General features: G+C 53.0%; 26 protein-coding genes and 1 riboswitch. Of the genes, 23 read left to right on the forward strand and 3 right to left on the reverse strand.

Going from position 1 to position 26,937, the window contains the following annotated elements:
• Positions 1–92: 92 nt before the first annotated feature.
• Genes CO251_RS00370 through CO251_RS00400 form a run of 7 tightly spaced genes read left to right on the forward strand, consistent with a single transcriptional unit; the run spans position 93 to position 5,197 of the window.
• The gene (locus CO251_RS00370; RefSeq protein ID WP_103373837.1) at positions 93–326 is read left to right on the forward strand and encodes a pilin; all 234 of its coding nucleotides are present in this window, start codon (positions 93–95) and stop codon (positions 324–326) included.
• Entirely contained in the window at positions 313–1,116 is an 804-nt protein-coding gene (locus tag CO251_RS00375) for a conjugal transfer protein TrbL family protein (RefSeq protein ID WP_103373838.1), read from the forward strand. Before CO251_RS00370 ends, CO251_RS00375 begins: the two co-directional genes overlap by 14 nt.
• A gap of 4 nt (positions 1,117–1,120) precedes the next feature.
• Positions 1,121–1,408, forward strand: coding sequence for a hypothetical protein (locus CO251_RS00380; protein ID WP_103373839.1), 288 nt, complete (start codon positions 1,121–1,123; stop codon positions 1,406–1,408).
• 30 nt (positions 1,409–1,438) lie between these two features.
• A complete protein-coding gene (locus CO251_RS00385; RefSeq protein ID WP_103373840.1) occupies positions 1,439–2,020 on the forward strand; it encodes a type VI secretion protein in 582 nt (193 codons plus the stop codon).
• Complete coding sequence (locus CO251_RS00390) at positions 2,011–3,696, forward strand: VirB4 family type IV secretion system protein (RefSeq protein WP_103373841.1); 1,686 nt, start codon at positions 2,011–2,013, stop codon at positions 3,694–3,696. The genes CO251_RS00385 and CO251_RS00390 overlap by 10 nt, the downstream gene beginning before the upstream one ends.
• Positions 3,697–3,713: 17 nt before the next feature.
• Positions 3,714–4,253, forward strand: a complete 540-nt coding sequence (locus tag CO251_RS00395) for an SAF domain-containing protein (protein ID WP_103373842.1) — start codon at positions 3,714–3,716, stop codon at positions 4,251–4,253.
• On the forward strand, positions 4,250–5,197 hold the full coding sequence (locus CO251_RS00400; RefSeq protein ID WP_103373843.1) for a hypothetical protein: 948 nt from the start codon (positions 4,250–4,252) through the stop codon (positions 5,195–5,197). Before CO251_RS00395 ends, CO251_RS00400 begins: the two co-directional genes overlap by 4 nt.
• Here CO251_RS00400 and CO251_RS00405 read toward each other — a convergent pair.
• The 3 genes from CO251_RS00405 to CO251_RS00415 are packed head-to-tail and all read right to left on the reverse strand — an operon-like array spanning position 5,166 to position 6,674.
• Positions 5,166–5,540, reverse strand: coding sequence for a PadR family transcriptional regulator (locus CO251_RS00405; RefSeq protein WP_103373844.1), 375 nt, complete (start codon positions 5,538–5,540; stop codon positions 5,166–5,168). The genes CO251_RS00400 and CO251_RS00405 overlap by 32 nt on opposite strands.
• Before the next feature lie 57 nt (positions 5,541–5,597).
• Positions 5,598–5,975: a carboxymuconolactone decarboxylase family protein gene (locus CO251_RS00410; RefSeq protein WP_173677047.1), complete on the reverse strand. Its 378-nt coding sequence runs from the start codon at positions 5,973–5,975 to the stop codon at positions 5,598–5,600.
• 27 nt (positions 5,976–6,002) lie between these two features.
• Entirely contained in the window at positions 6,003–6,674 is a 672-nt protein-coding gene (locus CO251_RS00415) for a class II aldolase/adducin family protein (protein WP_103373845.1), read from the reverse strand.
• Between the two features lie 149 nt (positions 6,675–6,823).
• On the opposite strand from CO251_RS00415, the gene crcB reads away from it, so the two are divergent.
• The 16 genes from crcB to CO251_RS00495 all read left to right on the forward strand — a co-directional run bounded on the left by crcB (position 6,824) and on the right by CO251_RS00495 (position 26,883).
• The gene (gene crcB / locus CO251_RS00420) at positions 6,824–7,231 is read left to right on the forward strand and encodes a fluoride efflux transporter CrcB (protein WP_207654593.1); all 408 of its coding nucleotides are present in this window, start codon (positions 6,824–6,826) and stop codon (positions 7,229–7,231) included.
• Positions 7,228–7,620 (forward strand): CrcB family protein, encoded by a 393-nt coding sequence (locus tag CO251_RS00425; protein WP_103373846.1) that lies wholly within the window; start codon positions 7,228–7,230, stop codon positions 7,618–7,620. Before crcB ends, CO251_RS00425 begins: the two co-directional genes overlap by 4 nt.
• Positions 7,621–7,689: 69 nt before the next feature.
• Positions 7,690–7,819, forward strand: a riboswitch (cobalamin riboswitch).
• 79 nt (positions 7,820–7,898) lie between these two features.
• Positions 7,899–8,591: a bifunctional precorrin-2 dehydrogenase/sirohydrochlorin ferrochelatase gene (locus CO251_RS00430; RefSeq protein WP_103373847.1), complete on the forward strand. Its 693-nt coding sequence runs from the start codon at positions 7,899–7,901 to the stop codon at positions 8,589–8,591.
• On the forward strand, positions 8,576–9,910 hold the full coding sequence (gene cobA / locus CO251_RS00435) for a uroporphyrinogen-III C-methyltransferase (RefSeq protein ID WP_103373848.1): 1,335 nt from the start codon (positions 8,576–8,578) through the stop codon (positions 9,908–9,910). The genes CO251_RS00430 and cobA overlap by 16 nt, the downstream gene beginning before the upstream one ends.
• Complete coding sequence (gene cobN, locus CO251_RS00440) at positions 9,907–13,644, forward strand: cobaltochelatase subunit CobN (RefSeq protein WP_103373849.1); 3,738 nt, start codon at positions 9,907–9,909, stop codon at positions 13,642–13,644. The genes cobA and cobN overlap by 4 nt, the downstream gene beginning before the upstream one ends.
• Positions 13,645–13,649: 5 nt before the next feature.
• On the forward strand, positions 13,650–15,542 hold the full coding sequence (locus tag CO251_RS00445; protein ID WP_242968146.1) for an ATP-binding protein: 1,893 nt from the start codon (positions 13,650–13,652) through the stop codon (positions 15,540–15,542).
• On the forward strand, positions 15,539–16,168 hold the full coding sequence (locus CO251_RS00450; protein ID WP_103373851.1) for a precorrin-8X methylmutase: 630 nt from the start codon (positions 15,539–15,541) through the stop codon (positions 16,166–16,168). Before CO251_RS00445 ends, CO251_RS00450 begins: the two co-directional genes overlap by 4 nt.
• Entirely contained in the window at positions 16,162–17,379 is a 1,218-nt protein-coding gene (cbiE, locus tag CO251_RS00455) for a precorrin-6y C5,15-methyltransferase (decarboxylating) subunit CbiE (protein WP_103373852.1), read from the forward strand. The genes CO251_RS00450 and cbiE overlap by 7 nt, the downstream gene beginning before the upstream one ends.
• A complete protein-coding gene (gene cobI, locus CO251_RS00460; protein WP_103373853.1) occupies positions 17,376–18,125 on the forward strand; it encodes a precorrin-2 C(20)-methyltransferase in 750 nt (249 codons plus the stop codon). Before cbiE ends, cobI begins: the two co-directional genes overlap by 4 nt.
• Complete coding sequence (gene cobM, locus CO251_RS00465; RefSeq protein ID WP_242968143.1) at positions 18,088–19,008, forward strand: precorrin-4 C(11)-methyltransferase; 921 nt, start codon at positions 18,088–18,090, stop codon at positions 19,006–19,008. Before cobI ends, cobM begins: the two co-directional genes overlap by 38 nt.
• Positions 19,005–20,075 (forward strand): cobalt-precorrin 5A hydrolase, encoded by a 1,071-nt coding sequence (locus CO251_RS00470; protein WP_103373854.1) that lies wholly within the window; start codon positions 19,005–19,007, stop codon positions 20,073–20,075. Before cobM ends, CO251_RS00470 begins: the two co-directional genes overlap by 4 nt.
• A 40-nt stretch (positions 20,076–20,115) precedes the next feature.
• Entirely contained in the window at positions 20,116–20,961 is an 846-nt protein-coding gene (locus CO251_RS00475; RefSeq protein ID WP_103373855.1) for a sirohydrochlorin chelatase, read from the forward strand.
• Positions 20,936–22,492 (forward strand): precorrin-3B C(17)-methyltransferase, encoded by a 1,557-nt coding sequence (cobJ, locus tag CO251_RS00480; RefSeq protein WP_158246096.1) that lies wholly within the window; start codon positions 20,936–20,938, stop codon positions 22,490–22,492. The genes CO251_RS00475 and cobJ overlap by 26 nt, the downstream gene beginning before the upstream one ends.
• 4 nt (positions 22,493–22,496) lie before the next feature.
• Positions 22,497–23,606, forward strand: a complete 1,110-nt coding sequence (cbiD, locus tag CO251_RS00485; RefSeq protein ID WP_103373857.1) for a cobalt-precorrin-5B (C(1))-methyltransferase CbiD — start codon at positions 22,497–22,499, stop codon at positions 23,604–23,606.
• A gap of 239 nt (positions 23,607–23,845) precedes the next feature.
• Positions 23,846–24,571, forward strand: a complete 726-nt coding sequence (locus tag CO251_RS00490; RefSeq protein WP_158246097.1) for an EAL domain-containing protein — start codon at positions 23,846–23,848, stop codon at positions 24,569–24,571.
• Positions 24,568–26,883: a methyl-accepting chemotaxis protein gene (locus tag CO251_RS00495; RefSeq protein WP_103373859.1), complete on the forward strand. Its 2,316-nt coding sequence runs from the start codon at positions 24,568–24,570 to the stop codon at positions 26,881–26,883. The genes CO251_RS00490 and CO251_RS00495 overlap by 4 nt, the downstream gene beginning before the upstream one ends.
• Positions 26,884–26,937: the final 54 nt, after the last annotated feature.

Consider the following 26,937-nt stretch of genomic DNA (forward strand, 5'->3'; position numbering starts at 1 on the left):
GTGGCAAGAATCTATACCGATCGCGTCAACGGGTCCTTCGCTATGATAAGGACAGGCCCGAGGACGCGGCCAAATAACGGGGAGGGAATACCATGCCAACGGCCCACGTACTGTCCTTGATTACCAAATTAACAAGTGTCTTGGTCGACATCGCTGGGGGACTGTTTTCATTAGTGATGGTCTATGGCGGAATACGGTTTATGGTGGCACAAAGTCCGCGCTCGGTGCAAGCGGCCAAAGAATTAATGACGCGGGCAGCTGGCGGTTTGATTTTAATTTTATTGGTTGATGTAATACGGCAGGTTATCCAGTATGCGGCTAGCTGATCCCTCCGCTTTGGTGAAAAGCAGTGTGTTAAAAGGCGTTCTATCATGGGTGGCCAAAACGCTCGACAGCACACTGATTCAAGTGAGTCACGTAGTCTTTATGCATGTTGTTTTTCGTCCTTTCCAGCTATCGTCCACGGCCATGCAAGTCTATGGTGTCAGCCGCAGTTTGGCTATCTCCGCGAGTGCGGCATTTTTGATGTGGGCCATTATTCAAGTGCAGTGGCCTGAATTGCGAGTGGGGCCATGGATGTCAACTCCAGTTATTACGGTGCACCGGGCGGTGACACAAGCTTTGTGGGCCATCACGGCTATACCGCTCGTACGCTTGCTTCTAAATCTCAATAACGCGGTGGTGAGAGCTTTAGACACGCCGGCAACCAGCATGGGATCACCATCTTTTGGGTCTTTGGGTGTGGTAACAGATCCCGTAGCTGCCGTGCTGATATTCTTGGCGGTCTTGGTCTTGATGGTGCTGTTAGGCGTTTATTATGGAGTCCGAAGTGTGGAAATTGTTGTCTTAATGACGCTCATTCCGTGGTTTGCCTTAGTGTGGATGGCCCATCCTGGCAGTCTCGTGTTACAAAAATTGACGAAGGAGCTCATCGTGGCCATCTTTATACAGAGTCTTCATGCGTTGATGTTTTATTTCTTTCTCCATGTCACGCAAGGGGCCGGGAGCACTGTGCCCGGACAATTAGCAGAAATCGGGATCTTGTGGTATATGCTCAAGCTTCCTCAGCAACTGCGGCGTATGGTGGGTGCTGTGGGGCCAGGAGGTGTCGCGTAAATTCATGGCGCCATCCTCATCATCTATCGTTTCACGGCCTTTATCCAAAAATCCCCCGCTTATTTGGGGCATGACAGTAAAAGACCTTATGTGGCCCGTATTAAGTCTGGCACTAGACGCCATCATCTGGCGTCACGATCCCCGCGGCGATTTTGTCGAAGTGCTTGTCCTCACCGCGTGTGCCGCATTGGGAATGGCTTTGGGGATCGTGCGCGTGCATGGTCGTTCTATTCCTTCTTGGCTTCTTGTTATTCTCCTGTTTTATTTGCACCCGCGTCTCTATTTGCCTTGAATCTCTGCCTTGCGGAAAGGAACGATGGCGATGGATATTTTGATAAACAAGTTATTTCCTATTCAAGCTATTGGTCCGGGGCTTTGTTTACTTCACAAAAATCGCTATGTTGCTGTGTTAGAGGCTATCCCCGTAAATTTTGCGATGCGTTCTGACGTTGACCAGGAACGTATGGTATCCGGTTATGCCAACTTCTTAAATGGGCTAAGCTTTCCCGTGCAAATTTTTGTCCGGTCCGAGACGTTGCGCGTGAATGATTATCTGGCAGACCTCGTAGACCAAACCACTCAGATGGAGCCTTCATTGCGCCCTGCTCTAGACGATTACCTCCAGTTTATAAAGGAATCGGTCACGGTGCATCGCCTTATTAAACGCCATTTCTACTTGGTGTTGTCATGGATATCAAACGATTTCCGAAAACCATTAGGAACAGGAGAACCGTTGTGGGACGAAGCGGCGCAAGAATTATTACGACGCCAAGAACTCATTGCTCAAGGGTTAATGGCATTGGGGATTCGCGTCAACACCTTGGATCAGGCAATGATGCTCCAGTTTTTACACGCGAGTTTTGGGCGGGAACAGCCCAGCGCGGAGATGGCGCCATGGAGCTGAAACACAAGCGGCACCGGCGTGTATTCGGGCCATTTGAAGGCATTTGGCCTGATTATTTGCAGGTCTTTCCCAAACAATTGGCGGTGGGGGACCGCATGGTCCGCTCTTTTGTGGTCGTGGATTACCCGCGCCACGTCCAACGGGGATGGTTTGAACCCTTGCTGCGCTTTCCTTACCCTATGACGATGGCCATATACCAGGCGCCATTACCGCCGCAAGTGGTGATGCGTTCTATGCACCGGCATTTGCTCTGGAATCGGGGCATCGACGGGGCAAATCAAGCTAGTGGCCATCTACGCGATCCGGAAATGACGGCATCCATTGAAGATGCGGAGCGCATTCGCCTGAAAATTGCCCAAGGCGATGCGCGGGTGCTCGATACGAGCTTGCATCTGACCCTATGGGCTTCGAGTTTGGAGGAGCTGGATGAAGCGACGGCGCTTCTCATCAGTTTAGCACAGAGTATGCTGTTGGTAATTCGCCCGCTTCACTTTCAACACCTGAATGGGATGAAGTGGACACTTCCTATCGGCGAGTATGCGCCCGATGTTCGGGAAATGGAAACGGACGCGTGGGCAACCTTATTTCCTCTGGTATCCGAAGAAATTTTTCATCCGCGTGGCAATTTGTGGGGAATGAATGGGCAAAACCATTCCCTGATTTTAGTGGATCGCTTCAGTATGCCGTCTCCCCATTCGATTACTATCGCCTGGTCAGGGGCGGGAAAGAGCTACGCGGCGAAATTGGAAGCGATCCGCGCCAGGTATCGACATTTGCCCGTCTATATCGTGGATCCCGAAGGGGAATACAGTCCATTGGAACAAGCGGGCGCCTCAATTTGGCGTATTGGAGACCCTAAGACCCCCCAATTTCCGTTTGACCCTTGCGCCATTTCCTATGACGAGCCGGAAGGCCATTGGGAACGCGAGGCTGACTTTATCATCCGCTTTTTGTCGCGACTCATGCCAGAAGAGGCATCACAAATCAAGACGGTCATGTGGCCCTTGCTATGGCAATGTCGGCCAGAGGCCACACGCAACGCGACTTGGCAATTCAATGCGCCGCCTTTGGACCTTTTGCACTTCTTGCCGCAGGTTAGGGCCGTGGATGAAGCCTTTGCGCGACAACTGCAAACGGCTCTAGAACGGTGGAAACTCTTGGTGGGTTCAGGACCGACACAGGCCGTGAACCCGGATTTTCAAGTCTTTGACCTCAGCCGCCTTACGCCTTTAATGAAGAGTGCGGCATATCTTGCGCTTACGGAGTGGATTGCCAGGCAGACACACCAAAAACAACGACGACTCGTGATTTTTGATGAAGCTTGGCATTTATTGAATGAGAAAGAGACAGCGGGATATCTCGAAGAATTGTTTCGGCGTGCGCGTAAATGGGGAACCGCTTTGTCGCTGATTACGCAAGACATTAACGATTTTGTCCAGAGCCGCGCGGCAGAAGTGTGTCTTCGGAACGCGCCCATTGTGCTCCTTCTGAAACAGCATCCCGAAAGCTTGGCGCAATTGGCGACACAACTGCGCCTGCATGAGGGCGAAATGATGCGCATTGCGACGGCCGGACGCGGAGAGGGAATTTTAATGGTCGGAGACGATCACGTCCCGATCAAGATCAATGCCTCACCGGCCGAGCATGCACTGATAGGCGGACAATACCGGAGATAGAAGGGGGAAGAGTAGCCATGGGATTGAAAAACATATCATTGTCAAGACCCGCGGCATTAGCAATGGCTGTTGCGGGTGCGGTTTATGCTGGTTTAAGCCTTGTCCCGCTGTTAAAACCCGCTCCCCTTATTCCCGTAGCCAATAAAAATTTGGCGGCCGGTACGTATTTGCAGCGCTCAGATATCGTGTGGGTATCGGCCAATAACTCACGGCCGGTTGTGGTGCAAAAATATTTAGCCGTGGGGGTGCGTAAAGGTCAAGTGCTATCGGCGGCAATGCTGACGGCGAGGCCCTCCACTCGCCGAGGATTTTTGGTGTCCATTGCAGGCAATGTCCCGCCCGTTCAAGCAGGACAAGAAGTGGAAATATTTGTTATAAGTCAATCCGGGCACCTGTGGCAATTGGGACCGGTTATGGTGTTTAAAGCGGCGTCTGGTGTTGGCCTTACCGGTACGGCTGGGAGCCCACTCATAGTCGAGATGAATGCTAAGCAGGCCGCGGAGTATGAAGAGGTGAGTCTTCATGGGACCGTCTCTGTGGTAGGACTGCAACCATGATTGTGATCGGCGTGGGTCATGCAGGGGTAGAACGCTTCGTTCAGCAAAAAATGGCGCAAGCGGCCTATACGGATGACGTGGTCATTATTCATACATGGGATCAATTGTCTTCGCATTTGAAACAGGCTCACAAGGTGTTAATGGGCGAGCGGTTGTTGCGTGACGTGCCGCTCCCAGCGTTGACGGAGCTCTTACAATCCTATCCCCATATCGAGTGGCTGCTTTGGACGGCCGAAAACTCGGTGTGGACGGCGCTTAATGGGGAGGTTGAGATCTGGACAGGGGAGTTGACACCAGAGAAACTCGAGGGGTGGATTCAACACACAACGTCAAATGGAAGTGCTACACTTCGTACCCACTGGTTATTATGGTCACCTAGTGGTTGCTATGACCGAGTTCTATCGATTGCGTTATTAACCCACAAGATGCGCCAGATGCATAAAATCGGGACGTGGATTGATCTTGATTGGACGCATAGTTTGCTCACGTCTTGGTGGAACCCACAAGGCGCAGGACATGAAGCCTTTCCTTATGCACGGTTGACGCGGCAAAAGGCCGATTGGGGATATATTGCGCCTGCACCGTTGCCGTGGATGCCGGTGCTGTTTCAACCCGATGTCAGAGATATTGAACGCATGTTGCGTACAGTTCACGGATGGCAAGGATGGGATATTGGGGTGGATTTACGTCCGCTAAGCGTGGGGGTTGTCGCTCAATCGGTCGATCAAGCCGTGATACATATCTCCAGCGGGCTTAGACAACCCTTAGAACAGGGGTTGCAGCTCTTACGTTCGATGAATCCTCGTCTCGAGTTCATTGCCACAGGACCTGATCCTAACAATCTGTCGAGAAAACTGGGATTACCGTCTCTGGACGCCGATGCTTCAACCGATACCGGTTTGCGGAGGCTATTTAAGCGTCGGCACCGGAAGAATTCTCATTGACAATTTGGCGATAGGTGGCGAGAAATGAGGCCAGGGATTGTTGACGTACTTCCATTTCGCGGACCCATTCTTCAAGGCGCAGACGGCCATGGTCCGTCAATTGGTATTGGCGGATGGGAGCGCCGCTATCTTCTGTCACCCATGTTGAATGCAAGCAGCCGGTAGCTTCGAGTTCGCGCAACAAGCGGTAAATACGGCCACTGTCAACCGTCCATTCCTCGGGTAATACAGCGGTTAGACGATTCAGCAGATGGCCGCCATGGTCAGGTTTTTGCATTAACAACAACAGAATAAAGGCTTCAAGGTGTTTGCCCGTTTGATATCGTCGTAAATTCTCGGACATAAATAAGGCCTCCTGCAACCAATGAGAAAAGAGGCCGACCAGGCCTCTTTTTTTGCTTTAGGCGTTTTGGGGTTGTAAAATGCTTTCTAAGCCTTCTAGTGACGCAGAATAGACGGCCGTCCCGGCAATAAACTGGGCATGGGCCATCACTGCCCCAACTTCTTCGTGGGTCAGACCGGCTTTCAAGGCCGCTTGCATATTGTTACGAATACACATGGGCACCCGGGTCACTAAAGCCGCTGCCAAATTGACAATCGCAATGGTTTTTTCATCCAGCGGGCTGTCTTCCCGGTAGAGCTTGGCAGCCGTGGATTGTGCTTCAGAAATGTTGGGGTTGATTTCTGCGAGATAACGACGCAGTTTCATAGGACGCCCTAACTTGACTTCTTCTTGATGAATTTGTTCGAGAATCTTAGCTTTTTTGTCTTGGTTCACGGGAATATCCTCCTCTAATTGGACGGCTTATCGGCTGCTGCCAAACGCCATCATGCGTTCTTTGACTTGATCAATGGCCTGGGCCGGTAGCTCCTTGGCGCCCCCGAGGCTTGCTGCCATGATATAAAGTTCTGCAGCTTCATCTAAGGTGCCCAGCAAACTTGCGGTCCGCATGGGGGTGTCATTAAAGACAAGCACACCGTGGTTCGCCATCATCAAGGCCGGTAGCCCCGGATGGTTTTGGGCGATTTCGATAATGCTGTCAACAGAGGCACGGGATCCGCGTGGGGCCCACGGCACGACAGGGATGGGTTCACTGACGCCAAAACGCAGGAGCGGCTCATAAATTAACGGAATGGGCTTTTGCGCGACGCCAAATGCGGTAACGTGTGGTGCGTGGGTATGAATAACTGAGCCGACCGAATCCCTGACCCGGTAGATGCCGGTGTGCATCTCGATAATTTCTTTCATCGTCGGCTCCATTTCGCCTTCGATCACGGTGCCATTTAGGTCAACCAAAGCAAAATCGTCTAACGTTAAATTTTCAATACTGCCGCCTTTGGTCATAATAATGTGGTTGTCACCAACCTTGGCAGACAAATTGGCATGGTTGCCGCGGAAAAGCAAGCCATGTTCGGCAAGATAGTGAGCAGCCTCGACTAACTGCTGCTTGGCTTGATTCTGAGAAAGCATCGTCATGAACTTCCCTCCTTGCATCTTCGCTTCATGAGGTTAAGATCCCCCAAAAGGGGCTTAATCTATGCATCTGATATCTACCTTATAAAACATTATTCATTATGTAACAAAAAATACTATAGTGCAATACTCAGTATATAAATCGAAGGAAATTGCTAAGGTATACCTATAATAAAGAACAAAGGGAGTGTTCAGGACTGGCTTTAGTCTGGGTTTTTTTGGGCGGATTTGTCGGGGCGGTGGCGCGGTTTGAAGCCGGTCAATGGATAGGGCAGCGCACAATAGGACCTTTTCCGTGGGGAACGTTTTCGATTAATACCGTGGGTAGTTTGTTTATTGGTTTGCTCTTTGCGCGTCCGCTTGCCCCTCCCCTTCTCAATTTATTGGATGTGGGTTTTACAGGAGCTTTTACAACTTTTTCTACGTTTAGTTATGAAACCTTGCGTTTAATGGAAGAAAAACTCTATCGAACGGCGTTCTTGAATGCGGCGGTAAGTTTGGCTACGGGGCTTGGAGCCGTAGCCCTAGGCATCAGCATTGGAAGAGGGATGGGGATATGAAAAGGCATGTTTGGGTAGCTATAGGCATCGGTGGAGGACTCGGAGCTCTTGCTCGGGCGGGTGTGTCTACTCTGGGAGACGTGGGGTGGTTTCCTTTAAATTTCTTTACGATTAATATTGTGGGAAGCTTTCTCATTGGCATTGTCATGGCATTAAGTGTGGAATATGAACTGTTGCCTGCCGCCTGGAGAATGTTCTTAGGTGTCGGATTCTTAGGAGGATTTACGACGTTTTCAACCTATATGTTAGGGGTGCATGATTTGTTGCGTACATCGCTCTGGCATGGGGTTGTCTATCTATTGGGGTCTTGGGGTATTGGTCTTGTTGCCGTCTATGGCGGTCTTGTCGCAGTACGGTCTCTTCTGCATTGGGTTAAAACCGCCGAGTAATCCCACCAGGTTTTAGTTTGCCACCCGCTCTAGCCGGTTTGGCGTGGACATGGTATCATGACCCATAACGACATATCACACTTTAAAGGTGCCTGCATTCGCAGGAGAATAGGGAATCAGGTGCAAAACCTGAGCGGTCCCGCCACTGTAATTCCTCAAAGGAAGAGCCAGGAGACCTGCCTTTAAAGTTTGTTTCACTCGTATTCGCGGAAATAGGGGTGGCATTTTCTTTATTTGTTGGAAACTGTCATCCTCTCGTCCAATCGGGAGGATTTTTTATGGGCTATTTACCAGTTATGATGAACTTACAACGCCTTCCGGTGCTCATTGTGGGAGGCGGCGCGGTGGCAGCGCGCAAGGCCAAGAAATTCATCGCACAAGGCGCAAGGCTTACCATTATCAGTCCTACTCTTCATCCGACACTTTATCCTACGCTTACGGACGCCTCCTTACCGGGCTCTTTGCATTGGATTCCTCGTTCATATCACGCTGGCGATTTACAAGATATGCGTTTGGTTATCACTGCCACGAATTGTGCTGAAGTGAATCATGCGGTGATGTCCGACGCGCAGGCGTTGAATATTTTGGTGTCGGATGCCAGTCACGAAGACGAGAGTGACTTCATGATGATGGCAGACCATTGGCATTCGAATCATCTTGTCACGGCAGTTTCTACGACGGGCATATGGCCGGCTGCTGCCCGCGAGGTTCTACGTCATCATTCCCAATACCTAAGCCCTTGGTGGAACGACGTCATAGCGGTTATGAACAGCCTGTTGGCTGAGCTCGAAGCCGTTCCGGACCCTGCAAGACGGGCTAGCCTGCGTCGGGCACTGCGCTCTTCTTCTCCTTCAAAGTGGTTGGATCAGATCGATAAACAGGGGCCGGAAGGATTAAGGCCCTCTATGCATCAATGGCTCAGTCGTCTTGCTGGGGTTGAAGGAGGTCAAGGCGTATGGGGCGAGGAGTAGGGCGCGTTTTTCTCGTAGGCGCGGGACCTGGGGACCCACGGCTCCTGACCCTTAGAGCTAAGACGGTGTTAGCATCGGCTGACGTCGTGGTGTATGACCGCTTGATCCACCCCAATGTAATGGACCTGGCCCCTGGTCATGCGCGCCATATCTATGTGGGCAAAGAGCACGGCAAAGCCAGTGCGCGCCAAGACGACATTCATGCCATTCTTTTAGAACACGCCAAGACGGGGGCTGATGTTGTCCGGTTAAAGGGCGGAGATCCGTTGATTTTTGGTCGAGGGGGCGAAGAAGCCGAATTTCTTCGTGCCCACCAGATTGACTTTGAGATTGTGCCAGGGCTAAGTGCCTCATCTGCTGCCTTAACCTATGCCGGAATTCCTATGACCCACCGTCACAGAATTCAAGGGGCGACGATTGTGGCGGGCTATTCGGGCCATTTTCCTTATTCGTGGCAACCGCACCATACATGGATCATTATGATGGGGCTCGAAAAAGTCGATATGCTGGTGCAAGAAGCGCTCGCCCAGGGATTTCCGCCGCAATTGCCTGCTTGTGCCATTGAATGGGGCACATGGGGTCACCAACGTTTAGTGGCGAGCGAGTTGGCTCAATTGCCCAACCGGGTGGTTCAAGAAAGGATCTTTTCCCCAGGGGTATTGGTGTGGGGGGAAAACGCGTCGATGGCGCGAGAAATGGATTGGTTTGCCTCACGGGTTGATTACCAAAAGAGAATTTTGATTCTCACCCGCTATCCTTTGCCCTTTGATGAGCTGCTTGCGGCACGTGAAGATGGCGCCGAGGTGCTGAATTGGTCGATGTTCTGGAGCCCTCAAGCTGACCTCGAAGTCCTTAAAGACTTAACGCCCAGTACACAGGTGTGGCTGCCAGAGGTAGCGTTCGTGGATCCTCTGTTGCAGGGATGGACAGCTGCGGGCCGCGATGTGCGCGACTTGCCATCCTTACAGGGCCCAGATCCCGTCGTGAAGAGCTTGTTTCGCCATGGCGTGCATCATGTGCTCAGCGTGTCTGAGATAAGGCACGACTCCTCATTGGACCGGACATGGACGTTGCCGGACCAAGTGCGAGATGATGACCCGTTGTGGCGCTATCAGCTAGCGTTACCGTTCGAGGCGGTGGTTGTTGGACCTCGTACGGACGCGCACCCGGCTTGGCGGTCGCCGCTTATCGCCCAAACGTTTTATGGACCATGTCCTAGGTGGGGAATCGAAGGCCCGTGTCATTCTTTGCAGGCACTGCCTCATGAACCGTGGGCTTTAAGACTGCGCTCATTATGGATGGAAGGGGACGGGGCATGATTATTTATCTGACTACGGCTGAGACGGATTTGTTAAGTCTTTCTCAAGCGGTCGAAAAGTGGCGGGAGTTATCGTTGGAACCCGTAAATGCGGTTAACCTTTCGGTTGACTACGACGCCCAAGAGATTATTCAGAAAATCCAAAAACATGGACGTGTTGTGATGATGCGTCTTTTGGGAGGACGTAAAGCGGCTCCAGCCTTATTTGACGCTGTTGTAACCCTATGCCAAGACACCCAAATTCCTCTCATGGTTTGGCCTGGCGATCTAGAGCCCAGTGACGAATTGCTTCAGGCCAACACGGTAGATCCGGTTGTGTCACATCAAGCCATGCAATATGCGGCGATGGGTGGCGTGAGCAATTTCTTAGAGCTCCTCCGTTACGTTTCCGACCACTGGCTCGGGACGCATTATGGCTATCAACCGCCATTTGAGGAACCGTGGACGGGGATTTACTGGCCTGGCCGCGAAAGGTCTTTAACCCTGGAGGAATGGAGAGCATTACATGGCGGGGGTGATGATCTGCCGGTGATTGCCATCGTTTTTTATCGGGCCCATTGGCTCAGCGGCAATGTTGGGTTTGTGGACCACATGATTGAGCAGTTTCAGCGTGCGCATAGTGTGCCCTTACCTATTTTCACCCAGTCATTGAAGACAGGAGACGAGGTCACGCCACTGATTAAAGGCACGGCGGATGCGGTTGTTGTCACCATGAGTTTTTCGGCGGCCTCTTTGGAAAGCGCACCACAAGGGGTCTCAGGACGCGTGGCGGCCAAGGTTCCGACGCTCCTTGAGGAGTGGGATCTGCCCATATTTCAAGCCATGGTATCCCTTGGATCGCAAGAAGCGTGGCAGCGCAGTGCTTTAGGTTTAGCGCCGCTTGAAACGGCGATGAATGTGGCCATTCCGGAATTTGATGGGCGCATCATAACGGTCCCCATTAGTTTTCGCGAGGACGTGGAAGATAGGGCAGGGATTGTTCGGCGTTTATATGTTCCGCGGCCTGACCGTGTCGAGCGGCTAGCGGGAATCGTCAGCAAGTGGGCGAGACTGCGCAAAACGCCTGTCGCCGAGCGCCGTATCGCGATTGTGCTGACCAATTATCCCTCGAAAAACTCACGGATCGGCAATGCGGTGGGACTGGACACGCCGATGTCTTTGGTCAAGATTTTGGAGCAATTGGCTGTAGAGGGGTATGATGTTGGCCCTCTCGAGGCTTTACCGCGTGACGGGGACGATCTCATGCGGAGACTGATTGGGGCCGGAACGCATGATGAGGATTATGTGACGTGGGAGCAATTGCACCACATGCCAGGGCTTGACTCGCTTGCGTACACCGACCGGTTTGGCCGGCTTGGAGCCGTGGTCCAGTCTCAGGTTGAACGGCACTGGGGCTTGGCGCCTGGGTCTTCATGGGTAGACCAAGGACGGATGGTGGTTCCGGGCTTACGCTTGGGCAACATTTTTGTAGGCATTCAGCCACCGCGGGGGAACGGGGACGATGAGGTCGGTATTTATCATAGTCCCGAGTTGCCTCCATCGCACCATTATATGGCCTATTACCAATGGATTGCGGAAGGATTTAGGGCCGATGCGGTGATCCATTTAGGCAAGCATGGGACGCTGGAATGGCTTCCGGGAAAGGGGATTGGATTATCTCAAGATTGCTTTCCCGACATTGTTTTGGGCGACTTGCCCAATTTTTACCCCTTCATCGTGGATGATCCGGGAGAAGGAACACAAGCCAAGCGCCGTAGCCATGCCGTTATTGTTGATCACATGGTACCACCGGTGACCCAGGCCGGACTTTATGACGATTTGGTAAAAATGCAGCAATTGCTTGACCAATATTATCAAGCCGAAACGTTAGATCCGACGAAATTGCCGATGATTCAAAACGCGGTATGGGAATTAGCGGAAGCCATCCATCTCAACCATGATTTGAAGCAAATGGACCGTCCTGACGACTTTTCGCAATATCTCTTGGATATTGATGGCTATTTGTGTGAATTGGAAGCACGGCAAATCCGAGACGGACTGCATATTCTAGGGCAATCGCCAACCACGGCCAACAGTTGGGGAGAATTGCTCTATGCCATGACGCGATTGCCGCTGGCGGAGCAGGTGCCGTCAGCCCCGGCTGCGTTATGTGCGCAATGGGATTTGTCGTGGGAGGACCTTCAGGACCGCTTGGGCGAACCCTTTTGGGGTCATTTGCCAGCACCGTTAGAGCCGTGGATGCGACCAGGAACGCGGTATACCAAGGGAGACGTAAAAAACGCGTGCGAACAGTTTTTAAAAGAGGTCTTAGGACATTTTGCCATGACCAGGGAACGTCCGCGGGATTTGCCCCGTTTGGGACCGGTTTTGGATCATCTAAAGATGCATGTCCTACCGCACTTACAAGATCTCACCACCGAAATCGCGGCATTGAGCCATGGATTAGAGGGTGGCTACGTGCCGCCAGGACCTAGTGGTGCTCCGACTCGCGGGATGACGGACGTATTGCCGACGGGGAGAAATTTTTATTCCGTGGATCCACGCGGGCTTCCGTCTGTACCCGCATGGCATGTGGGAAAACGGTTGGCGAACGAATTAATTGAGAAATATGTGGCAGAGCACCATGAAATGCCGGTTTCAGTGGCCATTGTGGTATGGGGAACGGCTGCCATGCGTACGGGCGGAGATGATATCGCCGAAATCTTGGCCTTGCTGGGCGTGAAACCGCTTTGGGAAGAAGCCAATGGACGGGTTAAAGGATTGGAACTGATTGGGCTCCAGGAGTTGGGGAGACCGCGGGTCGATGTCACGGTGCGGATTAGTGGATTTTTTCGGGATGCCTTTCGCAATGTGATCGATATCATTCATGAAGCGGTTGAGATGGTAGCCCAGGCCCCGGAGCCTTTGCCCATGAATCCGGTACGCGCACATTGGTTGGCAGAACGCGCCGCGAGGGAGGCGTGTGGTGACAATGCGGAAGAGGCGGCCAAAACGTCCTTATTTCGGGTGTTCGGCAGTCAGCCTGGCAGTTACGGCTCCGGCATTCTGCCTTTGCTGCACACGGGCCAATGGCAAAATCCCGACGACCTTGCGCGCGTGTACTTAGCGTGGTCGAGTTATGCCTATACAGCAACAGACTATGGCATCCCCGCACCAGAGGCTTTTCGTACACGCATGGCATCCGTGCAAATTGCCACCAAAAATCAAGACAACCGGGAACACGACATTTTTGATAGTGATGACTATCTTCAAGATCATGGCGGAATGGCCGCGACCATCCGCTCGCTGACAGGGGCGATGCCGGATTTATACTTCGGAGATTCCTCTGACCCTGGCCGGGTGGGCATGCGCAGTTTTCAAGATGAAGCCTACCGGGTGTTCCGCAGCCGCGTGGTCAATCCTCGGTGGATTGAAGCTGCGATGCGCCATCACTATAAGGGAGCTTTAGAAATGGCCAACACGATGGACTTTCTTTTTGGCTATGACGCGACGGCAGACTTGTTAGACGACTGGATGTATGAGCAAGTTGCGCAGTCTTATGTCTTAGATCCCACGGTGCAGCAGTTTATGAAGCAATCGAACCCTTGGGCCTTAAAAGACATCACCGAGCGCTTGCTGGAAGCCAATGACCGGGGCATGTGGGAGAACCCCAGCCCTACGACCTTAGAGCAATTGCAAGGGGTCATGTTGGATGTTGACAATACCATTGAGGAATGGGGCGATGATACGCATTGAATACGGTGCCAATTTTTCCCCTCGCTGCAATTGTGGGCCAAGACACCCTCAAATTAGCCCTGAGCTTAAATGCCATAGCGCCGGCAATAGGGGGAGTATTGATTCAAGGAGAGCGCGGCAATGCCAAGTCGACCACGGTTCGGGCTTTTTCTGATATATTGCCGCGGATTGCTGTTCGTGCCCATTGTCCGTATCACTGCGACCCGGCCAGTCCGTTCTCGTTTTGTTCGGTATGCCAGGAGGTACCCACGGGCGACGATCTGACAGGTGTGCGGGCCCCCATAATTGATCTGCCCATAGGCGCGACGGAAGATCGCGTGTTGGGTCATTTAGACTTGGAGCATGTCTTGCAAAATGCGCACCAAAAGTTTGTACCAGGACTTCTCGCCCGAGCACACCGCGGCATCTTATATGTAGATGAAGTCAACTTGCTTGATGACCAATTAATCGATCTCTTATTAGACGCAGCGGCTTCAGGGATGGTGCATGTTGAACGAGACGGATTTTCACTGACGTATCCTGCACGGTTTATCTTGGTCGGTACGATGAATCCCGAAGAAGGTGAGTTAAGACCGCAGCTGTTAGATCGTTTTGGCTTATCGGTCGACATTACCACGCCACAGCAGGTAGAGGAACGCATGGAGATTGCGGAGAGACGGTTGGATTTTCATCGAAATCCCCAGGCATTTCTGGAAAAATGGACGGAGCAAACGCATTGGTGGGAAACTCGTATTGCCGAAGCATCCCAGCGGCTTACGGACATCAATCTCGGCCGCGATATCCTTCGCTATATCACCCAAAAAGCTTTGGATGCGCATGTGGAAGGCGTGCGTGCTGATTTGGTAATGGCCCAAGCGGCACAGGCTTATACCGCGTGGAGAGGAGGGACGACCGTCACGGAAGAGGATGTGGAAGCCATCAGTGAACTTGTGTTGGCACACCGCAGGCGACCTGCACCGCCCGGGGCCCCGCGCCCTCATCCGCCTCAAGATACGCCGCCACAAGGAGGCGCTACGCCTACTGGGCCTACGGGATTTCAGTCGCTAGGGGCCGGACCTAGTCAAAATCCTCCTCCAGAGCGTGTTGTCCGCTCCCAAAACTTTACCGGTGAGATGTCGATTTTACAGGGCGCATGGCCCAAGACAGAGCGCCGTAGCGTCACCGATAGGCTTCAGGACAAACCACGCCGTTTGGGACAGCCCTATGGGCGTCTGGGATTAGGCGCCAGGCGCCAATGGCCCCAGACGACAAAATCCGCCTTGTGGGTCCACTGGCCGCTGACGATTACCCAGGCACTGCGGCGTGGAGTTCAGCCATTTAAGGTCTTAGGCCTCGATTTATCTTTCCGGGCCGCGAAAAGACGCAGTACCGTCGTGTTTGTTTTTGTTTTGGATACGAGTGCGTCTATGGCCAGTATCAAACGTTTGGGACGGGTCAAAGGGGCAGTGGCGCAAGCAGCACAAACCATCTATCTAACGCGGTCGCGTTTTGCTGTGCTGGCTTTTGGGCGGGGGCAGGCGACGGTGTTGCTCACTCCCACGCATAAAAAAACGCGGCTCCAGCGCGTGTTAGACGAGCTTCCGGCAGGGGGCAACACGCCTTTGTGGGATGGCCTGAGCGAAACCGCTGAACACTTGCGGCGTTGGCGGGAAAAGCATGCGTGGGTTTATCACGTGGTACTTATTACTGATGGCAAAGTGGCAGGGTTGTCAGATACTCCAAGAACATTAGCCTCTGCGGCGCGTTGCCGACACGCGCTTAGGCAATCTCCGGTAGTGCTGCATGTCATTGATGCGGAAATTGGGCGAACGACGACGCCCTGGGCTAAAGTGGTGGCCCAAGCTTTGCAAGCGTCTTACCGAACCTTAGAAGATTGGGCCGTGAGGAGACCATCATGAGAGCCACAGACATCTATCGTGCGAGCTTTGCCTTGATTCGGCAGCAGTTGTCCGATTTTCCAGGTACGCTTAGAGAACGCGATGTCGTGGAACGAATAATTCATGCGACGGCTGATTGGGATTTTGCCCACGTCATGCGGTTTCATCCTGAGGCGGTTGACCAGGCCCTGAAGACACTTTTAGGACAGGGGAGCGTTATTGTCGATGTGCGGATGGCGTTAGCCGGAATGGATCACATGCGGATGGCGAAGTTAGGCGTGCAGACGGCTTGTTATATTGATGACGTGGAGGTCACCAAGGAGGCTGCCCGCACGTCGGTAACCCGAGCAGCACTCGGTATTCGTAAGGCGGTGCATGATAACCGGGGGGATGCTCCCATTGTCGTGGTAGCCAATGCCCCTACCGCGCTATTTGAAGCCTTGGAATGGGTGAATCAGGGGTGGCGCCCCGCTGTCATTATTGGTGTTCCCGTGGGATTTATTATGGCACAAGAGTCTAAAGAGGCATTGATTGACAACGGACGGGTTCCTTATATAGCAAATCCGACACCCAAGGGGGGGAGTCCAGTGGCTGCAGCGATTATGAATGCGTTGTTGCGCATGGCCACCGGGGAGAGCCCATGGTAGCGGCAGGAATTTATGTTATTGGGGTGCCACCTGAAGGATTGAAAGCCGTTGAGCAATCATGGCGTCGAGTCATTCAAAGCGCCGACTGGGTCTACGGGGGTCGACGTCTTTTGAATATGTTGCCGTCTGGTTCCCAGACGCTAGAAATCAGCTCTCCTTTGACCCCTGTTCTTGACCATCTCAGGGTGCATGAAGGAACCTTGCGAGTGGTGTTAGCCACGGGCGATCCAAATTTCTTTGGGGTGGCTGAGGCCATTTATCGGAACATACCGGCATCTTTGGTGACCGTGGTTCCTGCTTTGTCTTCTATGCAAGCTGCATTTGCGCGATTAAAAATGTCATGGCATGATGCCTATTTTGGCAGCGTCCATGGACGGCCGCTCGAACAGGCCATTTCGTGGGTTGCCCGTTATAACAAGGTGGTCATTCTGACAGATCCTCATCACAATACGGCGGCCTTAGCCAAGGATTTGACGGCGCGGGGATTCGGAGAGGTGACGCTTTATGTGTGTGCGAATTTAGGGATGGATTCGGAGAAGGTCTTTTCGGGAACGGCGATGGCGCTGCAAGGTGCGGATGATGACGGGTTTTCCGTCGTTGTGGTTTGCAATCCTCATGGCGGTCAAGCCGTTTACGGCATGGATGATGACAGGTTATTGCGGCCGGAAGAACAGCCAGGCATGATGACGAAAAAGGCCGTGCGCGCTGTTAGTATTGCGCAGTTAGGGCTTAGCCCGCGCAGCATCTTATGGGATATTGGAGCGGGCACCGGGGCTGTCTCGATTGACGCATCGCGCGTTATCGGACCACAAGGTGCGGTCTATGCGGTGGAAGCGAATCCTCAAGACTACGAGATCTTATGCCAGAATATCCAAACGCATCAAGCGCCAGTTTATCCCATTTTGGGGAGAGCCCCACAGGGACTTGAAAGTTTGCCCGATCCCGATGCCGTATTTATTGGGGGATCTGGTGGGCAATTAGCGGAGATTATTGATAGCGCGGGGGAGCGGCTACATGTGGGCGGTCGAATGGTTTTGACCCTTGTACGGTTCGACCACTTAACACAGCTGTCCCATCTTTTTCCGCGTCATTTTCATTGGACCGTTCAGTGGTTGAGTTCGGCGTTAATGAATCCCGAGCGACAAGTTCCACGATTTGTGCCAGAGAATCCGGTATTTGTGGTCACGGCGGAAAAAGGGGTGAAACAATGAGCGTTAAAGGCCGTCTCTATGCTATTGGAGCAGGGCCTGGTCACGTTGAATGGTTGACGTTGCATGCTGATCGTATTTTAAAGCAGGTGGAAGTGATTGCTGTACCCCAAGGTCAAGGGAGAAAAGGACGGGCTGAACAGATTATTGCGAGCTATATTACCCCGGCTAAAGTTTTGCTGCAACTGCACTTTCCTATGATTACCAGCACCGAGCTGTTAACGAAAGCGTGGGACGAAGCGGCCTTGCAAGTGGCATCTTTCTTGACCCAAGGGCAAGACGTTGCCTTTGTCACGGAGGGCGATCCATCGTTGTTCTCTACGTTTTATTATTTACTGCAAGCGCTACGCGTGATGATCCCAGATGTGGCATTAGAAATTATTCCCGGCATTTCATCAATATTTGGTGCCTCAGCCATCCTTGCCACCCCCTTAGTCATGGGCGCTGAATCGTTGGCGGTCGTGCCGGCATCATCCAATTTGGCGGCCGTGGCGCAGGCTCTTCAGCATTTTGATACCGTGGTCATTCTCAAGATTGCGCGGGTTTTTGAGCAGGTGCTGGCGATGCTTGACCAAAAGGGGTTGGTGGAGCGCACTGTTTATGTGGAAAATGTCGGATATTCTCATGCACGGGTCGTGATGGATGTGCACCAACTAGACCCTCACACGGTGCCTTATATGTCGTTGTTCATTGTGCGCTCTGGGCGTCAGGATGCAAGGGAAAGCACGCGAGAGTCGGTCGGACTGTGACAGCGGTTTTATCGAGTTGGGGATTTTCATTAGGAAGCCGAAGGAGGCAGGCGGAATTGGCGACGTTACCAACAAAATTCCGAGCACGGATATGAAAGAAATTCGTCCTGGAACGGTTTACATTATCGGAGCCGGGCCGGGGGATCCGGAGTTGCTCACCATCCGCGGGCAACATATTCTCGAACACGCGGATCTGGTGGTCTATGCGGATTCGTTGGTCAATCCAGAGCTGTTGGCCTATTGCCAGTCCGGCGCTGAAGTCGTGACGAGCAGTGATAGGGATTTGCAAGACATTGTGGGGGTGATGACAAAAGGGGCGCAGAGCGGAAAAGTGGTGGCCCGGCTGCATTCGGGGGATCCAGCCATATATGGGGCTATGGCAGAACAAATCCAGGCATTGCGCGCTCAGGAAGTGCCTTTTGAAATTGTTCCAGGGGTCAGTGCGGTCTTTGCTGCAGCAGCGGTCATAGAACGGGAACTGACGGTTCCTGGAGAAAGTCAGACAGTGATTTTGACCCGGGTGCAAGGGCGCGCTTCCCAGGTTCCTGCGTCAGCGTCTTTAGAAAGCTTGGCGCGTCATCAAGCGACCGTGGCGATTTTTCTCAGTGCGGCATTAGGCCACAAAGTCTCCCGCGAACTGCAAGCGGCAGGCCATAGCCCAGACGCTCTGGTCTGTATTGTGTACCGTGCGACATGGCAAGATCAGCAGATAGTTTGGAGTACGGTCGCCAGATTGGCGGAGGATTTGCGCACGGCCGGCATTCATCGCCAGGCGTTGATTTTGGTAGGTCCGGCGATCACCCATGACGGCTTACAACGTTCACGGCTGTATGATGAGGCCTTTGGCCATTTATTTCGACGGCCCAAGGGGCCTAAGCCATGAGCTCTGCTCCTTGGGCGGCGGTAGCGGTGACCCGGCGGGGCCGTAACACATTGGATGCACTGCGTGAGCAAGGTGTGGCGTTTGATGCATGGGTTCCGACCCGCCTGGCCGACGGGACTCGCTATCACGGGTACGGGGGATCTTTGTCCGCGCTCGTGAGCGAGAAATTCTTTGATTACCGGGCTTGGATTTTCCTTTTGCCCGTCAGTGCTGTGGTCCGCATTATCGCGCCACTGTTGGTGAGCAAATACACGGATCCGTGCGTTGTCGCGATCGACGAGCGTCCACAATATGCGGTCTGTTTGTTATCTTGCCACGAGGGTGCAGGCAATGATGTCACAAGGCGCGTTGCGGCTCTATTAGGCGTGCATGCTGTGGTGACGACCGGGTCTGAGGTGTTAAATCGCTTCTCTTTAGACCTATGGGAACGGGAGCTAAGATGGGTTCGGGGGCCCTCGCGCGATATGACGACGCTATCTCGTCTTATTGTCGAAGGAGAGGCCGTTGGTGTTGTGCAAGAAAGCGGCCCCGTGTTATGGCCGCATCGCATGGATTTCATGCCGTGGATTTATCCCAATTGGGATCGTGTTCCCGCCCAAAACCTTAAGACCCTGCGGGGGTGGCTCTGGATTACCCACCGTTCAGGGCCGTTACCTCATCATCCCGGCGTGATTTTCTACCCTCCCGTGTTGGCTGTTGGAATTGGGGTGAGCCGCGGTACAAAGGCCACGCAGATTGCCGATGTGGTGGACCGCGTGTTCAGTGAGAATCAGTTAGCTCTGGAGAGTGTGGCGAAGGTGGCGACCATTGATATCAAAAAGGATGAAGAAGGTTTGACGGAGTTTGCGGCTCAAAGAGGATGGCCTATTGAATATTTTAGCGCTCCCACCTTAAATGACACGCCTGGTGTGTTTTCTCCTTCGCATGTGGCGGTTCGTCGCGTGACGGGCGCTGTGGCGGTAGCGGAGCCCGCCGCCCTTCGGGCGGCAAAGCTTGGCACATTGTTGGTGCCTAAAGTGAAGACGGACCGGGTTACTGTAGCGGTGGCGTTACAAACCACGTGGTAAGCCAGACATTTAGGAGGGGTTTCCAACGGAAAAATCAGCGGTGTTATTAATTGGACATGGGAGTCAAGATGCAGAAGGTTCTCAGCAATTTGATGAAATGGCCCGCCAAGTGGCCCAACGTTTGCAACAATCTCATTCGATTCCGGTGCACCGGGCGTTTTTAGAATTTGCCGAGCCAGCTATCGGCCCCTATATCGACGTTTTAGTTGCTGAGGGGACAATGCAAATTACCGCGGTACCGGTCATGTTGTTGGATGCGGGACACTGTATGGAGGATATTCCGCATGTCTTGCATGCATCGTTACACCGTCATAACGGACTTCAGATTCACTATGGCAATCACTTGGGCTTTCATCCCGCGTTGCAAGACGTGTTGTTAAGGCGCCTAGCTCCATATCCGCCTACCCCACAGACCGGCATTTTATTCGTGGGCCGGGGTAGCTCTGATCCCGTGGCGAATGCCCATTTTTATCAGCTTTCACGTATGTTGTGGGAGCGGACACAGTATGAGTGGATTGAAAATGCTTTTATTGGCATTACCTTTCCAAGAATGGCCGAGGGGTTAGAGCGTTTATACCGTTTGGGAATGCGCCGTGTGGTGGTGGTTCCGTATTTTTTGTTTACGGGAACGCTCTTCAAGAAAATCAAGGCGATTGCCCAGCAATTTGCAGCGGACCACCATGGGGTGGAAGTGGCCGTGACAGACTACTTTGGCCTCGAGAACGATGTCATTGAGGTGGTGGTTCAGAGGGTGACGGAAGCATTAGACCATGTCTCCACCGCTTCTGATACGGACTGGATGAGACCTTTGGCCCAACACCGGTATCCATTGTCTCACCATCATGGACCAGGCCATTCTCATGATCATGGGCATGACCATGGGTAACGGGCAGTGCTCGCAAGGGCGCATCTACATTGTGGGCATTGGGCCTGGTGATGTGAATTTGTTGTCAATGCAAGCGCGGCAGGCATTAGAACACGCCCAGGTGATTATTGGCTATCAAGGCTATATGCGCTTGATTGAGGCCATTTTGCATCCCCAACGGCAAGTGATTGTAACAAAAAATTTGTCCGAGGAAATTGAACGGGCTCAGCTAGCCATGGAGTATGCGTGCCAGGGGCAACATGTGGCGGTCATTTCGAGTGGGGATGCGGGCATTTATGGCATGGCGAGTGTGGTATTTGAATGGGCGGCCCGTCAGCATGAGAGTCCAGAAATTGTTGTGCTCCCGGGCATCTCAGCCTTACAAGCCGCGGCCGCACGCTGTGGTGCCCCGCTGTCCCATGATTTTGCGGCGATTAGTTTAAGTGACTTGTTGACTCCGTGGCCACTGATTGAGAAACGTCTTCAAGCGGCCATCCGGGCAGACTTTGTCTTAGCCCTTTATAATCCCCGCAGTCAGAGGCGACAAAAGCAGTGGGAACGAGCGCAGGCCATCATCCGTACGCATTGCTCTCCTAGAACACCAGTAGGCATTGTTCGCAATGCCTTTCGTGACGGCGAATCGGTGGTCATCACCGATGTGGCACATTTGGAACCGGATGCGGTCGATATGTTCACGATTGTCTTGGTCGGGAATTCCCAAAGTTTTGTTTGGAATTCCCGCATGATTACCCCGCGCGGCTATTACCCGCCGTCTGATCGTGGACCACGCGTGTTAGTCCTGGGGGGCACCCGTGAGGCTAAGATCATGGCGGAACGTCTGGGACGACGGGGCGCGCGCGTCACGTTATCTTACCGGTTACCGCCTCCTCCGGGTCCATACGGGGAGGGCGTTATGGTCCGCTGGGGAGCATGGGACGACGTGGGCTTAGCACAGTTTTTACGCGATGAAGGCATTGCATGGATTGTTGATATGACCCACCCCGATGCCCAGATTATCCAGAAGGTGGCTCGCTGGGCAGCTCGTGAGCAGCAGGTGCCCTATCTGCGCTGGGAAAGACCGCGAGGTCTTGAACAGGAGGCTTTGGTCCGACGCGTAGATAGCCATCAGCAAGCGGCAGCGGCCTTGCGGCAATATCAGGGGAATGTCTTGCTGCTGACAGGCATTAAATCTTTAGCCATATATACGGAAGCTTTAGCGGATAATCCCGAGATTACCGTAATGGTCCGGCTTTTACCGCGATCTGAAACGCTTTTGCAAGCCGAACAGTTGGGGCTAGGACCCCATCAAATGGTGGCGATGGTGGGCCCATATTCGGCAGCGTTAAATGGGGCCATATATGACCGCTACAACATTCGCGCTGTCGTTGTGAAAGATTCGAGTGATGATTTAGCGAGCAAAGTCGAACCTGCGTTAGAACGTGGGATTGCCGTGATTATGGTTCAATCTAGCTCAGACGGGGTTGATGAGGGTCTAAGCTTTGACGCCATTGAATGCCAGATTTTTGAAACGTCTGGCGCGGTGATATGCTAGAGGTATGGACGGACTGCGCTTAGAAAATATGTTTGAAGACGTGGAAGTGGACGGCCAGTTGCGCCGTCTTCGGCAGGGCTTCACTACCGGGACTTGCGCTCAAGCGGCAACAAAGGCCGCGCTGATGGCTTTGATGGGCCATGATCCTGGAGCGGAAGTGTCAGTGATATTGCCGACAAAACAGCTTGCGTATCTGACAATCCATGGGGTTCATAAAATGGGCGATGGGGTTGTATGCCGCATTATCAAAAATGGCGGAGATGATCCCGACGCAACGCACGGGGCAGAAATTTGGGCCCACGTCAGTTGGCGCGATGACCGTGACATTATCGTGGATGGCGGTCATGGCGTCGGACGTGTGACCAAACCAGGATTGGGATTGCCCCTTGGTGCGGCCGCTATTAACCGGATTCCACGCAAGATGATTTTGCAAGAAGTGCTGGCTGGGCTAAGTGCCAGACCACGGGGCGTAAATATTGTCATAAGCGTCCCTCAAGGACAAGACATTGCTCTAAGGACATGCAATCCACGGTTAGGCATTGTCGGAGGCATTTCAATTTTGGGGACGACAGGAATTGTTCGTCCGTATTCTTTGTCATCATGGAAGGCATCAGTCGTTCTGGCAGTAAAAGTGGCGGCAGAGAGTAGCGACCATGTCGTGTTGGTCACCGGAAGCCGGAGTCGAGATTTTGCCGAACAACAATTTTCTTATGCGCCGATTGTCGAAATTGGGAGATTCTTAGGACCGGCTTTGCATGCTGCAGCCATTCGTCCCCAAATTCGGCGTGTCTCGCTGGTGGGCATGATGGGCAAGCTGGCCAAGGTGGCGCAAGGAGCGCTGGATCTTCACGCCTATGAGTCTCCCCTTATTTTAGAGAGCTTACGGGATATAGCCGTGCGCGCAGGCGCTCATTTGGATCTGCTCAACGCACTGGGGGACGATTCGACAGCTCAACGCGTGGCTGAGGTTGTGGGCACGCGGTATCCAGATTTTTATCGTTTGGTTGCGCAGCGTGTTAAAGCCACTGTGCAGGCAAAATTGCCTTCAACGGTGGCCGTGGATGTGTGGCTGATCAGTGCAACCGGCCAAGTGTTGGCAATGGTTTGCCCCTAAATCGCAAGACCAAGACCCTAAAACATCTCGTTGAATCCCCTTGAAATGACGCTTTGGCGCTCTCGAGTATCCTTTTTTATCCAATCCCATAAAATGGTTTTAACATGAGAGCTTCATCCTGGGCTTCTTGACCTGTGAAATTACGACATAATTTGTCGAATCATAAAAGAGGACTCTTGTGATATGCGGCGAAGATTGTAGTAATGGATTGGGTTGCGGTTCCAAGGAGGGGACACGTTATGAACTCAAAAGATGCTGCCCAGCAGGCGCTGGTCGCGGCTCTTCGGCGTGGTGATATTCGCGCCGTCTTTCAGCCCATATGGACAATACAAGGGCAGTGTGTAGGTTTTGAGGCCTTATCGCGCTTCGCCAATGGTTGTCCTCCGGACAGAGTGTGGGATTACGCTGAACGCGTCCATCAGGTGATGCGTCTTGATCGGATAGCGATTCAACAAGCCGTACGTTCTGCATACGGATTGATGGGGAAATTGTTTCTGAACATTCGCGCGGTCCATTTGACAGCCGCTTCAACCCTTCCTTTTTTAGGCTCCCCCAATCGCATTATCTGGGAAATCACGGAAAGCCAAGTCGCAGATCAAGATGGGGCATCAGGCAGCCTCTGGCTCCGGCAACAGGGTTATGCTTTGGCCTTGGATGATGCGGGCTCTGGGTGTTCAACGCCTCATCGCTTAGACTGGTTGCGTCCCCAAATCGTAAAAATTGATTCGAACGTGGTGCAAGAATGGGCTCAAGGATCGCCCGAAGGGCTGCGTCGCTGGATTGCAGCTGCGCGGGCTATTCACGCGGTGGTTGTGGCTGAAGGCGTGGAAGAACGCGCGTGGCTTGAAGGCTTGGCGCGTGAAGGAATTGAGGCCGTGCAAGGATATGCTTTGGGTCGCCCTGCATCGGCCCCTTATTGGCGTGCGCATACGTCGTACGACCAGGGCCAGGTGGGCCTTTCATGATGAATCACAAGAAGCGAGATTCCCCAATCAATGTGGGGACCGGCCGACACGATGGAGGGTCTCAAACGAAGCCGACCGGCGTTTTAGAGATTTCATCTCATATTGACAAAGGCGGTGGAGCGAAGATGCCCGTGGAGAGTCGAGATACAACGTCACAGGATAACGCCGTACGAACGGATCGCAACAGCTGGTGGAGTTGGCTATGGGAGCGCTACTTACAATGGCCATTATCCAAAAAATTTGCGTGGCAACTTGGCGGAGCTATGGTCATGATTGCCATCATTGAGATAACCAGCGTCACGCTTTTGCTGCTTGCCCACGTAAGAACACTCAATGGGATCGTCGGGCTGATTTTGGCTTTAGGTCTGATTGCGGAACTCAGCGGCATCGTAGCGTTATGGGCTAATGCGCGTTATGTCAGCGCACCGATTGCGATACAAATTGCCAGTATTCAGCGGGTCGTGTCTGGCGATTTGGAAACGGATCGGGAAGCGCCTTTGGGATATGATGAAGTGCGTAGTCTCTATGAAGCCGGTGAGACATTGGTTGAACGGCTGCGCGCGGTATTATATCGGGTCCTATATACGGGTGCTGCTTTGATGAGGCAAACCGCTGCATCATCGGAGAGTGTTCGGCGCGTCAAAACGACCACGGGGCGCATTAGGCAACTCGTAACCGAGATGCGCCAAACGTCGTTAGACGACGGAGAATCCTTACGGATGGTCTCGAGCTCATTAGAAGAGTTAACGGTGGTCGCGGATCAGGTGGCGCAGGCGGCTGAGAGTCAGGCGCGCGAAGCCCAGACAGCGAATTTGGAGATGGCGCAATTGGCTTTGGCCGTGCAAGGTGCGGCACAAGCCCAAGTTAAAGGACAAGCTTTGGTAGCCGAATCGCAAGCGCGAATTGAGGGTGCGGTGCACTCTGTCAACCAAGCGTTAGATCAAATCGAGGCATTGCCGGATGCGATTGCGCGCAGCAATAAGGAAAACCAGGCGCTGGCGCAGCGTGTGCGGGAACTATCGCCGGTCGTGACGACAATTCAAGAAATCGCGCAGCAGACGCAGATGTTGGCGTTAAATGCGGCGATTGAGGCAGCTCGGGCAGGGGAAGCCGGCCGAGGATTTGCGGTCGTAGCAGAGTCGGTGAGGTCTTTGGCTGAGCAAAGTCTAGAGGCTGCTCATCAGACCGCAGCCACCTTGACCGCCGTGAGTGAGGCGATTGAACAAGGGGCCCGACAAAGTGCAGGAATCGCCGACCGGGCGCTACAAGGGCAAAAAGTCCTCACAAGTGTGCGCCAAGAAATCATGGCTATCCCCGAAGCTCTACACGACCTAACGGCGGCGTTGGCTGCGGTGGGTCAAGACGTCCAGCAAGCCACATCGCTGGCGGACCGGGTGGCTCAAAAAGTGACAAGTGAGGCAGCCGCAGCAGAGCAATATGCCGCGGCTGTTGAAGAAATGACCGCGACGATTCAAGGTTTGCGAGAGACAGCACAAGACTTGACCAAGACAGCACAAAGTAATTTGCAACGCACGGAATCTGTTCCCCATGAATTGCTCACGATTGCGCAAGAAATGGATATCAGTGTGGGGACTGTCGTGGCAATGAATGATACTGTCCAAGATCTGCAAAATGTTCTGTCCGGGTGGCGTCTGGTCGGCACGCGAAAGCCGGTCCAATCCTACGTGTCAGCAATGCGCGCATGGCTTGGGGACGAAGCGGGGCGTATGCGTGACTCGTTGCAAAAGCAGGTGCATCCGGAGGATTTGACGTTTGATTATCGGCCGGTTTCACCGAGCGAGTTGCGCCATTTATTTGATCCGGGGCCGGTGACGCAGTTTTCACCCCCTAAATATAGCTGTGGATGGGACCATGCGGTGGATGTCATGTTGGCGCAATGGATGGAAACCCTGACACAACGGGTGCAACAGCAATATCCTGGGGTCTTGCGTGTCACGTTTGTAGATGTCAACGGGTTTGTCATCGCAGAGCCCCGTGCGTTTGCCGCAGCGTTGACGGGCGATCCTCAAAAGGATCAGAAAAACTTAGTCAAACAGTGGTTGTATGATTCACCAGGATTAATGAGTTTAGTCCGTCATGCGGGCTTAATCGATGACCTGTTGGATCAACGCCGACTAACGGCTCAAGACATTCGGTCTCAGATGTTGCCGCCCGATTCGCATCCGTTTGATGTGTTGACGTATCGCCGGGTTACGGGCGATTTAATGTTAGACATTGCTGTACCTGTTTACCTTCATAACCTGTATGTGGGTGCGCTTGTTGGAGGAGGACCCACCGCGTCATTGTTTTAAACGGGCCGCATAGGGTCGACAGCGAATCGCCGTCAATGAGAACGAGAAGAGATA

Source organism: Sulfobacillus sp. hq2 (genome assembly GCF_002903155.1).
Taxonomy (GTDB): domain Bacteria; phylum Bacillota; class Sulfobacillia; order Sulfobacillales; family Sulfobacillaceae; genus Sulfobacillus; species Sulfobacillus thermotolerans.